Annotated in this window: 12 protein-coding genes and 1 pseudogene; 6 read left to right on the top strand and 7 right to left on the bottom strand. The window is 42.3% G+C overall.

All coding sequences use genetic code 11. The annotated features are described in order from the left end of the window. Positions 1-38: 38 nt before the first annotated feature. Together ACRRSX_RS07835 and ACRRSX_RS07830 are read left to right on the top strand one after the other, a co-directional pair. Positions 39-1,123 (top strand): IS3 family transposase gene (locus tag ACRRSX_RS07835; RefSeq protein ID WP_432451743.1). Its coding sequence is split into 2 segments (ribosomal slippage): positions 39-288 and positions 288-1,123, totalling 1,086 coding nucleotides; the frame shifts between segments, so codons are not numbered across the junction. 62 nt (positions 1,124-1,185) lie between these two features. Beyond that, on the top strand, positions 1,186-1,680 hold the full coding sequence (locus ACRRSX_RS07830) for a hypothetical protein (RefSeq protein ID WP_432453759.1): 495 nt from the start codon (positions 1,186-1,188) through the stop codon (positions 1,678-1,680). Positions 1,681-2,131: 451 nt separating this feature from the next. Here ACRRSX_RS07830 and ACRRSX_RS07825 read toward each other — a convergent pair whose 3' ends face one another. Then, positions 2,132-3,037, bottom strand: coding sequence for a LysR substrate-binding domain-containing protein (locus ACRRSX_RS07825; RefSeq protein ID WP_432453760.1), 906 nt, complete (start codon positions 3,035-3,037; stop codon positions 2,132-2,134). 130 nt (positions 3,038-3,167) lie between these two features. Here ACRRSX_RS07825 and ACRRSX_RS07820 point away from each other — a divergent pair, with 130 nt between their 5' ends. Together ACRRSX_RS07820 and ACRRSX_RS07815 are read left to right on the top strand one after the other, a co-directional pair. Next, complete coding sequence (locus tag ACRRSX_RS07820; RefSeq protein ID WP_432453761.1) at positions 3,168-4,109, top strand: hypothetical protein; 942 nt, start codon at positions 3,168-3,170, stop codon at positions 4,107-4,109. 80 nt (positions 4,110-4,189) lie between these two features. Further along, entirely contained in the window at positions 4,190-5,401 is a 1,212-nt protein-coding gene (locus ACRRSX_RS07815; protein ID WP_432453762.1) for a multidrug effflux MFS transporter, read from the top strand. 139 nt (positions 5,402-5,540) lie between these two features. On the opposite strand, the pseudogene ACRRSX_RS07810 reads toward ACRRSX_RS07815, so the two are convergent. From ACRRSX_RS07810 to ACRRSX_RS07800, 3 genes and pseudogenes are all read right to left on the bottom strand, one after another. Then, positions 5,541-5,684, bottom strand: a pseudogene (locus ACRRSX_RS07810) (transposase domain-containing protein); the annotation flags it as partial. Positions 5,685-5,705: 21 nt separating this feature from the next. Beyond that, positions 5,706-6,869: a hypothetical protein gene (locus ACRRSX_RS07805; RefSeq protein WP_432453763.1), complete on the bottom strand. Its 1,164-nt coding sequence runs from the start codon at positions 6,867-6,869 to the stop codon at positions 5,706-5,708. Between the two features lie 2 nt (positions 6,870-6,871). Further along, positions 6,872-8,902, bottom strand: coding sequence for a DUF3857 domain-containing transglutaminase family protein (locus ACRRSX_RS07800; RefSeq protein WP_432453764.1), 2,031 nt, complete (start codon positions 8,900-8,902; stop codon positions 6,872-6,874). 371 nt (positions 8,903-9,273) lie between these two features. Here ACRRSX_RS07800 and ACRRSX_RS07795 point away from each other — a divergent pair, with 371 nt between their 5' ends. Both ACRRSX_RS07795 and ACRRSX_RS07790 read left to right on the top strand, forming a co-directional pair. After that, on the top strand, positions 9,274-9,921 hold the full coding sequence (locus ACRRSX_RS07795; RefSeq protein ID WP_432453765.1) for a LysE family translocator: 648 nt from the start codon (positions 9,274-9,276) through the stop codon (positions 9,919-9,921). Positions 9,922-10,253: 332 nt separating this feature from the next. After that, positions 10,254-11,231 (top strand): DMT family transporter, encoded by a 978-nt coding sequence (locus ACRRSX_RS07790; RefSeq protein WP_432453766.1) that lies wholly within the window; start codon positions 10,254-10,256, stop codon positions 11,229-11,231. A 92-nt stretch (positions 11,232-11,323) separates the two neighbouring features. Here the strand turns inward: ACRRSX_RS07790 and ACRRSX_RS07785 are convergent, their stop codons facing one another. The 3 genes from ACRRSX_RS07785 to ACRRSX_RS07775 form a co-directional block, all read right to left on the bottom strand. Beyond that, the gene (locus tag ACRRSX_RS07785) at positions 11,324-11,674 is read right to left on the bottom strand and encodes a putative quinol monooxygenase (RefSeq protein WP_432453767.1); all 351 of its coding nucleotides are present in this window, start codon (positions 11,672-11,674) and stop codon (positions 11,324-11,326) included. 113 nt (positions 11,675-11,787) lie between these two features. Next, positions 11,788-12,297 carry a hypothetical protein gene (locus ACRRSX_RS07780; protein ID WP_432453768.1) on the bottom strand — a complete coding sequence of 170 codons (510 nt, stop codon included), beginning with the start codon at positions 12,295-12,297 and terminating at the stop codon, positions 11,788-11,790. 210 nt (positions 12,298-12,507) lie between these two features. Beyond that, complete coding sequence (locus tag ACRRSX_RS07775; protein ID WP_432453769.1) at positions 12,508-13,902, bottom strand: uracil-xanthine permease family protein; 1,395 nt, start codon at positions 13,900-13,902, stop codon at positions 12,508-12,510. Between the last annotated feature and the right edge of the window lie 299 nt (positions 13,903-14,201).

Here is a 14,201-nt window from a genome sequence, read left to right as displayed (position 1 = left end):
GTAGAATTTTCTCGTATAGTAAATACAGGAGATTCAACATGAAAAAGTCACGTTACACGGACAGTCAGATCTTATCTATTCTCAAGCAGGCTGAGGCTGGTACACCTGTTCCTGAGCTCTGTCGTGAGCATGGAATGAGCAACGCAACCTTTTACAAGTGGCGTTCGAAATACGGCGGTATGGACGCATCCCTTATGGCGCGGATGAAAGAACTCGAAGATGAAAATCGACGGCTTAAAAAGATGTATGCGGAAGAACGCCTTAAAGCAGAGGTGATCTCAGAGGCGATGGCAAAAAAGTGGTGAAGCCCTGTGAGCGTCGATTGATGGCTCAGCGTTCGGTGGCGAACTATCACATCAGCATTAAAAGTGCATGCTATTGGTTTGGGATCAGCGAGACCTGCTATCGCTATAAATCGAAGCTTCAACCTGAGAATGAGTTGATAGCTCAGGAGTTAGTAACGCTGTGCAACAGTGAAGACTGCTCTGACTGGGGCTTTGGCCTGTGTTTTCACCATTTGCGGAACGTTAAAGGGTATACATGGAACCATAAGCGGGTTTATCGGATCTACTGCGAATTGGCTCTAAACTTACGTATTAGGCCAAAACGACGCCTGAATCGCCATACGCCAGAGCCTCTTAAAGAGCCGATTAAAACAAACCAAGTTTGGTCCGTGGACTTTATGCATGATCAGCTATCTGATGGCCGGAAGTACCGTTTATTCAATGTGATAGATGATTACAAACGTGAAGGTCTGGCGTCAGAACCTGATTTTTCAATGCCCACAGTACGAGTCACTCGGATCTTAGAGCAGCTCATCGAACAACGAACCAAACCTGTTGCGATCCGCTGCGACAATGGTCCTGAGTTCATTAGCCATGCGTTTATTAAATGGGCCAACAACCACGACATTCGAATCGATTATATTCAGCCAGGAAACCCACAACAAAACGCCTATATAGAAAGGTTCAACCGTACTATGAGGTTTGGCTTAGTGAGTAAGTATTTGTTTGACACACTTGAAGATGTTCAAGATCGGGCGACCCAATGGTTATGGTTCTACAATCATCAACGACCACACCTTGCAAATGGAGGGTTCCCACCACTAAAAACGGCAGCATGAATTCTACGAATAAATGCGGTTAATAATGGGAGGATTACCCTACGAAGTGGATTGAATATCGAATGCTAGAAGAACAATATTTTTCCTCTCAAGTTAAAGATCAGGAAAGTTCTGGGCATGAAGGGTATGAACATTATCGGTATGGCGCATTTATACATTGGCTAAGAACTCGTGACTCGGCTACGGATCAGGAGATAGCGCAATTCCTTGAATTAACACTTAACGATACGGATGTGGTTATGGGGGGAAGTGCTGCTATTGAATTACTTAAGTGTCAATGGATTACTGATGCCCAATTTGAAAAGGTATGTACCGAGAGTCGTAAGTTCGGCAAGTGGCCCCTAAAACAAGCAATACGTTATAGGCTATTACGGGAATTGTGTAGCAATGCCGAGTTTGAGCTGCAAGCTCGTTGCCTGGATTCAGGTGACTCCATTGTCCATGAAGCTCTATTAGAGTTACAAAATATTGATGAAAGTATTTTGAAAGGCTTATCTGAAAATGGCGCTAATAAACGCATTAAAAATATTGCCAAAAACCAGGTACAAAAAACCTAGTCGGGTAGCCGGAGGTATCTAGCCTCCAGCCCCCACAACACCCTGCATGCGGCTCCGCACAGGGCGTTTCACTTAGAATGGTGAAGCTTTATCCATCCATATCGTAGCGCAAATAGACCTTGGGATTTCAAGTAAGCATTCGATAATGCTTGTTGGATGCCCGGTGTTTTTGAGCTCCTCCATGGGCCTTTACTGGTGCTAAGCTGTTAATTTTTGTATGTATTTTTGAAGTAACTCGCTACGCTCAAACAGACTCCAACTTTGCTCCCTTGTTCATTTGCGCTACTCGGCGAAGATGATGGGATTTAAAAGCGTAATCTTGGTTATCGAGAGTGTGAAAGATTTTTGTTTTTAGAATGGGTGTCTAGTTTATTCTCGTCTAGTTTATTCACCTAGATTTTTCATGAAGCACCATTTTAACTATGCCTAAGACGGACATATTCCTTCATTTCTATAAATCAGATAAACCTTGAGAAGTTAAAGATAGTGTTTTCACTATCTCTTTGAATCTATTAACTATTTCTGATTTTTCATTATCCAAGAAAATGAGACTAATGTCCATCTTTTGTGGCTCAAGTAATGGAAGTGATACCGTGTCTGTCTGATAAGATATTTTTTCAAATGCCTTAGGAATAATCGCAATACCTAAACCAGCACTCACTAACGAAGGTAGTAATAACGCTGAAGAAGCTCTGTGAGAAATAATTGGTTTGAAGCCGCACACTGATTCTATGATCGCAGTTGCTTGAGTATCATCAGGAGAAGCATATATAACAAATGCTTCATGTTCTAATTGCTGGTAATTTTCAATTCCCTTAGTAGATAAATGATGATTTTTGGGGAGAAGAAACGTTAAAGGTGACGAAGTCAAATGAAGAGATCGTAACCCTGCTGGTATGTCTTTCTTCATAGTCGTCATAAACGCTGTATGAATATCACCATTCTGCACCATCTGGAGCTGCTCATATGGGTCATGTTCTTCTAAACCAACCGCGATATCTGGATACATTTGTCTAAATGTTTCAATGACACTTCCCATAACGCCAGTATAAGCAGCAAGTCCAGAATAAGAAATATTGATGTGCCCCGCTGTACCATTGAATAACGCCTCTGAATACTCTAGTAACTCGTCCATCGCATTGATTATCTTATATGATTTACTCAGAATGTCTTTACCAGCATCTGTCAGAGCAACGTTTCGCTTATTACGAACAAATAGTTTTCCTCCTAAGTGCTCTTCTAAATTTTTGATTTGAATACTTAACGCGGGTTGAACAATATGTAATTTTTCCGCAGCCTTTCCAAAGTGTAGCTCTTCAGCCACACATGCAAAATACTTCAACTGTTTAATATCCACTTCAAATCTCTCTACTTTAAAAGTATTAAATAAAATTAATATATCACACAGATAAAAATAATATATTTTTTATATTAATGATACGGAAATATACTAATAAGTAGTTCCAATACACCAAAGAGTACATTTTATGTCTATTTCTAAACTAGGTTTATCTGCGCTACTTCTATCCTCTATTTTCTGTATGAACGGCTGGGTAAATGCAGAGCCGTCTAATGAAGCTACGCAAAAAGTTCAAAAGGCTAATCCAGTTCAAGTTACGCCAATGCGCAGTATGATTATGGTATCTGTAAGAGATGATAGTGATTTACCTGCTGCATACCGTTGGCTATACAAATATCATGTGCCCGATAGCATTTCGCAATTCATGCCGTATGTAACTAAATATGCAACTTACCGGGCGCTCCCTGTTCCAAAAAACGGTGAAGATTATGGTACGTACAACTGGATAATGACTGAACATTATTGGTTATTAAACCCTTTTAACACTAGTGATTCAGCCACACCAAACGGCCTAGCTTTTAGCGAAGTTTATTCAAAGGAATATTTGGAACTCACACGCCAACCTAGCGATGGTGAACTTCGTCCATCAACTTGGATGGGGAGCAGAGAAGGCTACCACCCTACTGTATTTGTTTTCCTACCAATGTTCTGGGAAGACGATATTAAAGGCAGCGACCGTACTATTGAAGATGGTCCTAACTACCGTTGGACGATTGCGTTTAAATATCCAGACGGAATTAGCCAAGAAGAAGGTGACAAATGGTTTAAAGAATCTTTTGCTAAAGAACTTGCTAAGTTACCAGAAGTAAACCGAATTATATCAAGTCGTGTACTGAACACTCCACGAACCAGTCCGTTCCAGAGGGTAGCTGAAATTTGGTTTGACAGTAGTAAGCAGTGGGAAAAGGCTATGTCTGAAGTAAAAGATAAGATTAAGAAACCTTCTTGGGCGGAATATGACCAATTCCCATACATCGAACCTTATAAAGATTTTGTTGGGGAATTCTTACTTGATAGACCGGAATCAGATCATTTAACTCAATACCGTGGATATATCTCTACCCGATAAACAGTTAATTTTCCCATAAACCTAAGTTCTGCCAGTACATCGATACTGGCAGACTATTTTCTTGGAAGCCCCTAATTATTATGTATATAGAATCAACGAATAAAGTTAATCATAAGGCCATCATACTGGTTTTAGCAATGCTAACCGCCTTTGCACCATTCGCTACAGACATGTATTTGCCTGGGTTTGCTGCTATGGCCGAAACTCTGAATACTTCGACACCAAGCTTACAATTAAGCCTTTCTATATTTTTTTTAGGGTTAGCTGTCGGACAACTGTTATACGGACCAATATCAGATCGTTGGGGAAGAAAGACTCCCGTAATAACTGGGATTGCCATTTTCTTTATAGCATCAGTACTCATAATGTTTACCACTAACTATGAGCTTTTCATTGTGCTTCGGTTTATACAAAGCATTGGTGGAGCTGCCGGAATGGTAATGAGTAGGGTAATCATTCAAGATTTATTCGATCAGAAACAAAGTGCTCAAGCACTATCAACGATGATGGTGATGCAAGGAATAGGCCCCGTACTTGCTCCTATTTCAGGTGGCTTCTTAATAAGCCATTTTGCTTGGCAATCTGTGTTCTTATTATTATCTGTTTTCAGTTTCTTTTGCTTATATACGACGTTACGTTATATCCCAGAAACTTTGGTGTATAACGAAAGAAAAAATATTTCTGTCAATGATATTGCCAGACAGTTTATCAACATTCTGAAAGTTAAAGCTTTCTTGATCCCATGTCTTATTAGCTCTTTAGCCGTTTCAGTAATGTTTACCTTTATCGCAGCATCTCCAGATTTGTTTATGAAGATCTACCAATTAAACGAAACTCAATATGGATTTGCATTTGGTGTTATCGCCTGTGGCATAGTTGTTTTCAGCCAAATTAATAGACTGTTATTATCACGCTACACGCTTACTCAGATACTGAAGATGTCAATGATTTTTAGCGTAATTTTTTCTGTATTATTAATGCTATCTTTATCATCATCATCGTTAATCTACACAATGATTCCTCTATTTTTTTGTGTTGGCATGGTGCCACTAATAGCTGCAAATAGTACCGCTCTGGCAATGTCAGCTTTTCCAAACAATGCAGGTCCAGCCTCCTCTTTAGTTGGAATAATGCAATTTGGAATGGGTTTTATCTTTAGTAGTTTACCCGGTCTATTTGGAAACAATAATACGATAGTGATGGGCATTGTAATTGTGGGGTGTTTTAACCTCTCACTTATGCTGTTTTCTCTTTTGTCATCAGCAGTAAATTACACTCATAAGTTTAAATAACTCTATGACCTTATAGATGAAGTGGACGTAACCGTTCACCACCCCCCTATTGACATGTGACCGACAGCACTGGATCCGACTTTATCTTGTTGAGTGATCATTTCCAGGGTAAGCGCGCCCCACGATCCCACGGGCCATTTTAGTGTGAGAAGTTCCAGGGCAACAGAGCGTCGAGAGCAGGCTCTGGCTTTGCTAGCTCTTTCATACATTTGACCATGTAATCATAGAGTATCAGCCCATTGGCTTTTGCCGTCTCGATAATGCTATACAGGACTGAGCTGGCTCATACACCAGCACTTCAGCACTAATTTATATATTTAGCGTAACGTTGATAGTTGGCCGTTGTTATAAACGAATTGCCTGCCTCTAGCTCTAACAGAGATTGCTTACTGTAAGCCACCGAAAAACGGTCATATAAGACTTTGAGTAACAGTTCTGCTTGTTCATTCTGCTGGGTTTTCATTGACAGATGGAGCAACGCTAAGTATGCATCAGGTTGATAAGGCTGCTTAAGAATGCTGTCAACCAGCATGGTTTCCGCCAATTGAGACTCACCTAGAGCATCTTGTAAACTAGCCATTTCCACCTGAATTCGAACATCCTTAACCACTGGCTCAGGGTATGCGGCTAAACATGCCAAGGCGAGTTCGTATTTTTTTTGCTCGTAATAATACAAAAAGTAACGGGGGTGTATGGTCTTGTGTCTTGCCAAGGAACGACTCAAAGCAACCGGTAATTCTCGATTTGGTACATCATCGCGAACTCGTAGCAGAACCCCAAGTATCGAGTCTTGCTGCTGAAAGCGTTTTGGCATGAGATTATAAGTGCGTAGCATTTGATTATAGCGAGAGTCTTCTAGGTATTTAAAAAATAGACCTAAATTATCTAACTGTTTATGGGAATAAACATTAGTACGAGAACTCTCTTGTATGAAATCGAAACCACTAGAGATCCCCGCACCTAAAGCTAAATTCACAACATCAACAATAACACCGTTCAACCATGTGAATTGATAATAAGCCAAAAGGTCATGATGAGCCGCGCGGTAATAACTAATAAAAGAGCCATTATTACCGGTTTGACTGCCGATATACATCCACTCCATATCTGGCGTTTGCTTCATCCCGGTAATCATGCCTTCACTCACCGTTGAAAACAATCTGTTTAAGTTCTCTTTAGCAGTGGCGTTGAGATCCTTGGTGCCGATGAAATACTCAATCATTTTATCGTAATCTATTTTACTGGATAACGCGTCTTCGGTTTGTTGATTGAGCGCTGACTCAAAATTGAGAAAAAATTGCTCGCTATATAATTCAACTGGCTTTGCTGTGCGAGGTGCTGGTTCAGCCATCTGCCCCGTGCTCAACTCCGGCCCAGAGGTTCTCTGTTGTGTATTGGTTTGCTCGGCGTCAGTACTGGCACAGGCTTGCAGCAACACAAGCAAGAACCCGATAATCAAATGCTTCATGATCACTCTCCTTGCTCAGTGGCTTGCTTTTTATTTAATAAAAAATTAACCAATTGATTCATCGACTGATAAGCCGGATCAGAGGTGACATTGGTGATGCTATAACTAATATCTAATTGTTTTCTGGCCTCACGCATCAACTTGGCAAAGGCTCGCACACCTTTTGCATCAACTGCGGCTTGTTTATTTTGATAACGCTGTTTATAAATAAGCGTTCGATAATGGGAATCAAACGTGGCGCTAAATTTAAAATAATCATCTTCGAACAGCTGCTCATCGTTAAGCGCACTAAAATCAACATCATACGGCAAAATCAATTTTGATTGATGTGAAACGGTGATCGGCCCGCCAAGCGCATAAGCTTGGCGGCGGTCTATTTTTTTGGGAACCCTCAAGTAATAGTCCAAACTACTTGAATACAAACTGAACACCGCATCCGCTTGTTCCAATCTCCAAAAATCATCTAACACGTAGTGCTCTTTCACTTCAATGCGATTACTTATTTTGTCATCATTAATATTAATATCTTGCAGGGCTCTTAGCGCAGGATAATAGCGTTGGTAGTATTCCAAATAAGCCTGAGACAAACGTTTTATCGATTGATTCGCCATGTCATAACGAATGCGTTCCGCTTCGGTACCTGTAAAAACACTATTCACCGTCAATAGAACCGGCGATTGGTAATCGGCGGCGCGAAAGGTTTCGGATACATCCACTAAGTTATCACTAGCATTTAACTCAGGCATTGTCGTTAAGCCGGTATTTCCAGGAGCAATCACTAAAGCTTGGCCGAAGTTAGCAGGCACAATCGTTTGTAGCTGCGATGCTTGATAAGCATTCGTTGGATCAATCCAGTACTGCCGGTTTTGGTAGGTCATACGCACGATGGCATGATTAAAAGCGTTATAGCTGGGTAAGGAATCGCCAATAGTATTGCGTTTATAACTAGAGACTAAAACCGGGTAAGCTTCGACGCCAATGGCTCTTAAGGCGCGAACCAACAGTAAAGATTTGTCCTTACAGTCACCATAACGATTATCAAACACTTGCGAAGGTTGATGGGGGCGGTGAGAATTTTCGGCAATTTCAATCCCCAAATAACGGACCTCTTGCTGCGCAAAGGCAATCGCTTTTTCAATCGCTAATTGAGTGGGCTTTGTCTTTAAGTCGGCTAGCCACTTTGTAAATGCAGGAGAGTCATCTTCTGGCAAATTAAATAACTGCTCTGCCCAGTTAGACACTTCTTGCCATGTTTGAAAGCTAGTGACTTGCCAAAAAGGATAGACATTATCCCAACTGGGAGCCTGACCATCTTCATCATAAGCGGGAACATCTTCAAGATGAACCGAATAACGCAAAGCATTGGCCAACGACTCAACTTTAACCTTGGTATCCAAATTCACCACTTGGGTAGAGAGCGGTCGGGCCTTCGGACTGACAACGCTAACCCAAACCTGGGCAACATTATCTCTCCAGCCCAAACCAAAAGTTTGGCTAAAGTTGCCTGCAAAGACTGGATTTTCGCCAATCACGCTAAAACTATAATCAATAATGTCACCTGCGCGAACGTCTTTTAGCCATAACTGTAACTGCTTTTCCCCTGAATAGAGTTTATTGTGTTGTTCCGTTTCCAAATCAATTAAACGAATATCTTTAGTAAACAAGCGATTGAGCTTGTGATGCTGACGATGAATTTCAATATGGTGTAATTCTATGCGTTGAAAATCAGGATTGAAGGTGATTTTAATATCCGAGTTATCTTCTATTCCCCTAACATCATTCACTTGCAAACGAAGATGCCGATAAAAATGAACCTGCTTGGTTTTTAGATTCACTTGGGTATCGGTGACTAAAAAATTAGCCGACGGTAGCCTTTTATCTGAAACTTTACTGGCGACTGCCGGATGTTGTACCACCCACTGTGGCACAGTGCTCACTCGCCAAAATGGCGACTCGGCGGCCTGAGACGAATTAAGAACAACGAACTGAAATAAAAACAAAAATAAGATAATAATTGGTCGACAGGCTGGCACTGCAAATCCTTGCACATAGTGATAAGGCTCCATACTAGTAACAAAGAAGTAAAAATTAAAGTCGAGTTTCAAGGTAAAGTTAAAATCGAAGCGGTAGCCCCTGCAGATGACGACATCACTAGCAGACAAGTCTTTTTAACAAAACGCCAATCTTAAGCCACAGATGTAACGCAGCAAAACCAAACCTTCTATTTTGTTTAATCGTTTGCTGTAAGTTGCCCATCGACACTTCACCGAACACCCAAGAATTATTTATTGCACAATTCTTGCTTATTTTGTTTTAATCTTCGTCTCATGCAATCAGCATCCCATTCAAAGACATCAACTGATTTGTCTTGATTGTTGGTCATACAACACGCAAGGAGTACCTTTTGGAATATATTCAGCTATTCAGTTTTATTGTCGTCACCAGTCTCTTGGTGATCTCCCCGGGCCCCAACGGTTTATTGATAGCAAAAACGGTTCCTACATCCGGTAAAAAAGCTGGCTTTTTAAATATCGCTGGTTTTGTTGCGGCTTTCTATCTGCATGGATGTGTTTCCATTTTTGGACTTGCCGCGCTGCTATATCAATCTGCGACCGCGTTTATGCTGCTCAAAATTGTCGGCGCAATCTATCTCACTTGGATAGGGCTAAAGTCGCTATGGGCGGCCTATAAGCCAAAACCGTCATCATCTGAAGACGCAACTACACTCAGTTCCCCGCTCACAACACTAACTAAGCGCAGCGCATTTTGGGAAGGTTTTTTAACCAACGCTCTCAATCCCAAAGTTTCGATGTTCTATCTTGCGGCTTTTCCCCAATTTATTCCAAATCACCAGCAAGCCATTGTTTATGCCTTGTTACTGGTCACGGTGCATGCTTTGATCGCCCTACTTTGGTTCTCTTCACTAGTAGTATTGATGTCGAAACTCTCCAGCATGGTGAATAAAGGCTTGTTTCAAGGTCTACTCAAGAGCATCACAGGCTTAGTGTTTATTGGATTTGGCGCCAAGCTACTGATGTTAAATAATAAGTAGATACCGCACGCCAGAATTAATTTCGCGGTTGGGGCGAGTGTTATGCCATATAGGGGGCAACATGCGGACCCCACATCGCGTGAGCGCGAACGAGCGGCGCTTCCCAAAGCACGGTGGATCGAAGATACAGAAACATAGATATATCGGTTATTGAAGCCCAAATATACACTTCAACTATGAAATATTTCCGCTGATAAACTAAATCTATCGAGATAAAATACTACAAATAAGCTATAGTGCTTGGCTTGATTTTCTCATCAACAAAGTTGTTGGACGCTCGAGCCAGCAAAACTGGCTGATGAGCCTTGTGATTTGGCTAAGGTTAACAATTCATGATCCACACACCCGCTATTTTCTTTACCCGTCGTCCGGTTGTATTTGGCTTAGCCATTTTATGTACCCTACTATGGGGCAGTGCCTATCCCGCCATTAAAACTGGCTACCAATTATTGGCCATCGCCCCCCATGACATCGCTTCACAAATGGTATTTGCTGGTGAGCGCTTCCTGCTAGCCGGTATCTTATTACTGATACTCGCCCGCATCATGGGTAAACATCGTTTTGGGATGAGCATCAAGAAAATGCGACAAATTGCACTACTCGGTGTAAGTCAAACCAGTTTCCAATATGTTTTCTTCTATATTGGCCTCGCCTTTGCGAGCGGTGTAAAAGCGTCGATTTTGAATGCTACCGGGACCTTTTTTAGCGTGATTCTAGCGCACTTCATCTATAAAAATGATCGTTTAAGTCATCGCAAGTCTATTGGTTGCTTGGTTGGTTTTGCGGGGGTCTTTTTGGTTAATTTTAATGGGTCATTACTCAATTTTGAATTCAGCCTGGCGGGTGAAGGCTCCATTGTTTTGGCAGCGTTTATCCTCGCGGCGGCCTCTATCTATGGCAAAAAAATCTCTCAAGAGATCGACGCAATGCTGATGACAGCCTGGCAATTAGCAATTGGTGGCTTAGTATTACTCGCCTTGGGTTTCGCCTTTGGTGGAAAACTTGGCCAGTTTGACCTTGCTAGCAGTCTATTACTTTTTTATTTGGCCTTGTTATCTTCGGCTGCCTTTGCACTTTGGAGTACTTTACTCAAATACAATTCAGTAGCCATGATCACCGTGTTTAACTTTTTGATCCCAGTATTTGGCAGCATGCTTTCAGCATTATTTTTAAATGAATCGATTTTAGAATGGAAATATTTACTGGCTTTAGCGTTGGTCTGTTCAGGGATCTATCTGGTCACTCGCCTTCCCAGCGCCGCGACCCGCAAACAGGCCATGGCGGAGGAAGTCCCTCAACCAGATAACTAGCCAAACAACAAGGGAGATGTCGACCAATACGTCATCTCCCCGAATGTTATAAAGTCTGTTAATTAAGACTTGATGCTCTAAATATACAGCAGTTAAGCCAGTATAGGCGCATCAAAATCGGCTGGTTCATCACTATAAGCACGTACCAGCGCATCTTCCACCAAGCCAGTTTCGGCCACACAATGGGTTTGAAAGAAATCTTGAATTTCCTGGCGCTCACAGTGCGCCTCAAAGCTGGTTTGATCGGCCCAAATTTCGTGAAAGGCAATTGGATAACCGTCGGCAGGCGCGAAAGGATTATCGATTTTCCGTGTCACCGTATACTGGATACAGCCATCTTCACGCGCAGCATTAGGTTCTAAAGCTTGCAGCACCTTAAATAACTCATTCTCTTTACCTGCTTTAGGTTTAAACATCGCAACGCAGTAGATTTTCTTAGACATTGAGCTTTCCTTATAAAATTGCGAGCCAAACTCGCGGTACATAGACAAATTACCGATAAATAATAAGGCTTTATACCGCCAAAAGCTGTAACTAATTACACTTTAATAAATAGCTAACACGCTCGATAACATTCCGTTTGTTGCGCCAATAAGCGTTGATAAGCAAGCGCTTGCCGAAGTGCTTGTGGGCCTTGGCACCAGTTGTAGTTAAGTTCTGCCCACAGCGGGTCGCTGACCCGCATGCCTAAAGCTTGCAGATACACCTCTTGAGCCAATACATACTGGGTTTTATAAGGCAGCAACACGCCACCCTGCGATACTTGCAAGTGTAGTGCTTCAGAATAAGAGGCACACCAGTGATTGAGCAGACTCAGGCAGGGTTTGGCATGCCAAAACTTACCCGCATCCTGGTGGCGGGTTAGGGATTGCTCACAACTGAGTATCAACTGGGCCTGCTGCCAGTCTTTAAATCCAGCTTGGCGCGCCAATAACAACAAGGCATGTTTGAGTTGTGGCGGATTACCCCTGCTTAAGGCTAATAGTGAGCGGTGTTCAGCTGTGTCCGGTGACTTTTTAAGCCAAAGCTTGGCGCGAATTTTTAGTTCTTCAGTCGCAGATAACATCTATATGTTTCCCAAATACTTAATTTGTTTCCCGCAGAACAATATTCAGAATGACATACAGTGTCGATATTGAGGTTTGTCTGTTGCGCTTTAGCCTATAGCGTCAACTTAACAGACAGGTTGGGGTGAGTTCCTCTTGGCGGGTAGGCGCCCCCTAGCACCTGCCCGCTATTCTGCCAAAACTGTAATACTTTCTCAAGTACGAAAAATTCAACTCACCGCAGAACTCGGCTGCGATACAGCCTCCGAGGAAACAGTGCTTTGTTCTTCGGGTAATAACAGGCTTAAGAAAATCGCCATTAAGCCACCCGAAGTGACTGACGAGCCAAAAATATTTTGTACTAACTTAGGCGCATGCTGAAGTAAATTAGGTACTAGAATCACACCGAGCCCCACCCCGAAGGAGACCGCCATAATCAACAGCTTACGACGATTCAATTGATCGCTGGCCAAGATCTTAACACCGGCAGCCGCCACCGTTCCAAACATCACTAAAGTAGCCCCACCTAACACTGGTTTAGGTATGAGCTGTAGCACCGCCCCCAACATGGGGAACAAGCCCAGAATTACCAAGATAGCGGCAATGTAATAACCAATATAACGACTGGCGACACCCGTGAGCTGGATTACCCCATTATTCTGGCTAAAGGTGGTATTTGGAAAAGTATTGAAGGTTGCCGCTAACATTGAATTAAACCCATCGGCTAATACCCCTGACCGGATCCGCTTTAAGTAACCATCGCCTTTAATTGCTTGCTGCGAAATAATGCAGTTAGCAGTAATATCCCCTGCCGATTCAATAGCAGTAATGAAGTAAATCAAGGCTACTGGAAGAAAAGCGACCCAATCAAAGCTAAAACCATATTTAAAAGGCACCGGAATGCTAACCCAAGGCTGTGCGGTAATTGAACTGCCGTCCAATTTACCCATCGCCAAAGCAATCAAGGTCCCCACGACCAGTCCAATCACAATAGACGATAACCGTAACCAAGCGTTATTGGAGCGATTCAACATAATAATTGTGAGTAATACGATAGCGCCAAGGATTAAATTTTGGAAACTCCCAAAGTCTGGCGCATTGAATCCACCCGCCAGATCGGTCATGCCCACTTTGATCAACGATATACCAATGATGGTAATGACAATACCAGTAACCAAAGGGGTGATGATTTTTTTCATTTTGATCAGCACTTGAGATAGGAAAATCTCGATAAATGCTCCCAAAAAGCAAACCCCAAAGATTAATGACAATATCTGCTCAGGCCCCCCGCCTTGGCTTTTAGCGATAAATCCCGCTGCCAATACCGAGCCCAAGAAGGCAAAGCTGGTGCCTTGCACGCAAATCATGCCCGCACCAACGGGACCAATTTTTTTCGCCTGAATAAAGGTGCCAACCCCAGATACCATCAGTGCCATACTAATCAAGTAAGGAATATGTGCACCGAGTCCAAGCACTCCTCCTATCACCAAAGTGGGGGTAATAATCCCCACAAAACAAGCCAGCACATGTTGCAGGCCCGCGAAAAATGCCTGACTCACTGGCGGACGATCGTCCAGTTCAAATAGTAACTCTTGTGAAGAGGTGTTTCCGTTTTCGCTAGTCATAACTAACTCCCTGTCAAAAAAACTCACGCGCATCAAAAAAGTTGACCACTAAGTCAGCTTATTAACGCAAGGAACCTGCCAACAAAGTAAGCTTGCAAACAAAAACCCACCAAAAAGCAACTTAAGGACTACAAAACCACCACAACTGACACATCCAACACAATTTTTTCACCTTAAGCCACAGCCATTCAAGGCTCTAACACTGCACCAAAGTAGTGCCCGCAAAACCATGCTCGCACCAAAACAAATCAATTTTTTCTGATGGAAATAACAACTCTCTAAAGGTATTTACAACAAAG

It is taken from the genome of Agarivorans sp. QJM3NY_30 (genome assembly GCF_050870855.2).
Lineage (GTDB): Bacteria > Pseudomonadota > Gammaproteobacteria > Enterobacterales > Celerinatantimonadaceae > Agarivorans.
The sequence above is the reverse complement of the archived record's forward strand: the minus strand, read 5'-3'. Positions and strand labels throughout refer to the sequence as shown.

Excerpts from the sequence above, each read along its gene's own strand:
- ACRRSX_RS07830 (WP_432453759.1), top strand. The coding sequence starts at position 1,186 with ATGCTAGAAGAACAATATTTTTCCTCTCAAGTTAAAGATCAGGAAAGT.
- ACRRSX_RS07790 (WP_432453766.1), top strand. The coding sequence starts at position 10,254 with ATGATCCACACACCCGCTATTTTCTTTACCCGTCGTCCGGTTGTATTT.
- ACRRSX_RS07815 (WP_432453762.1), top strand. The coding sequence starts at position 4,190 with ATGTATATAGAATCAACGAATAAAGTTAATCATAAGGCCATCATACTG.
- ACRRSX_RS07820 (WP_432453761.1), top strand. The coding sequence starts at position 3,168 with ATGTCTATTTCTAAACTAGGTTTATCTGCGCTACTTCTATCCTCTATT.
- ACRRSX_RS07780 (WP_432453768.1), bottom strand. The coding sequence starts at position 12,297 with ATGTTATCTGCGACTGAAGAACTAAAAATTCGCGCCAAGCTTTGGCTT.
- ACRRSX_RS07775 (WP_432453769.1), bottom strand. The coding sequence starts at position 13,902 with ATGACTAGCGAAAACGGAAACACCTCTTCACAAGAGTTACTATTTGAA.
- ACRRSX_RS07785 (WP_432453767.1), bottom strand. The coding sequence starts at position 11,674 with ATGTCTAAGAAAATCTACTGCGTTGCGATGTTTAAACCTAAAGCAGGT.
- ACRRSX_RS07805 (WP_432453763.1), bottom strand. The coding sequence starts at position 6,869 with ATGAAGCATTTGATTATCGGGTTCTTGCTTGTGTTGCTGCAAGCCTGT.